The following is a 258-nucleotide window of genomic DNA, read 5'->3' as shown; positions in this document are numbered from 1 at the left end:
GATGAGGGGCATCATATGATGGCGTCGTTTTGCACTTTTATAAAGTATAAAATGATGTCATAAAAAATTTTTATATACTTTAGCGGAGAGTCTTTATGGCTCATTTTTAGGCGCTATCATGAAATGGAAGGTGATGTATTAAAAGATTTTTTTTAACACAATGGAAATTAATCGTACAATATCATTTTATTTTGAATGAGGGGAGTGTGATTCCATTACAGGAAAGGAAACACTTAAACGTTTCAAAATGATTTTCTT

This window comes from Bartonella sp. AP58NXGY, assembly GCF_042195785.1.
Taxonomy (GTDB): domain Bacteria; phylum Pseudomonadota; class Alphaproteobacteria; order Rhizobiales; family Rhizobiaceae; genus Bartonella.
The sequence above is the reverse complement of the archived record's forward strand: the minus strand, read 5'-3'. Positions refer to the sequence as shown.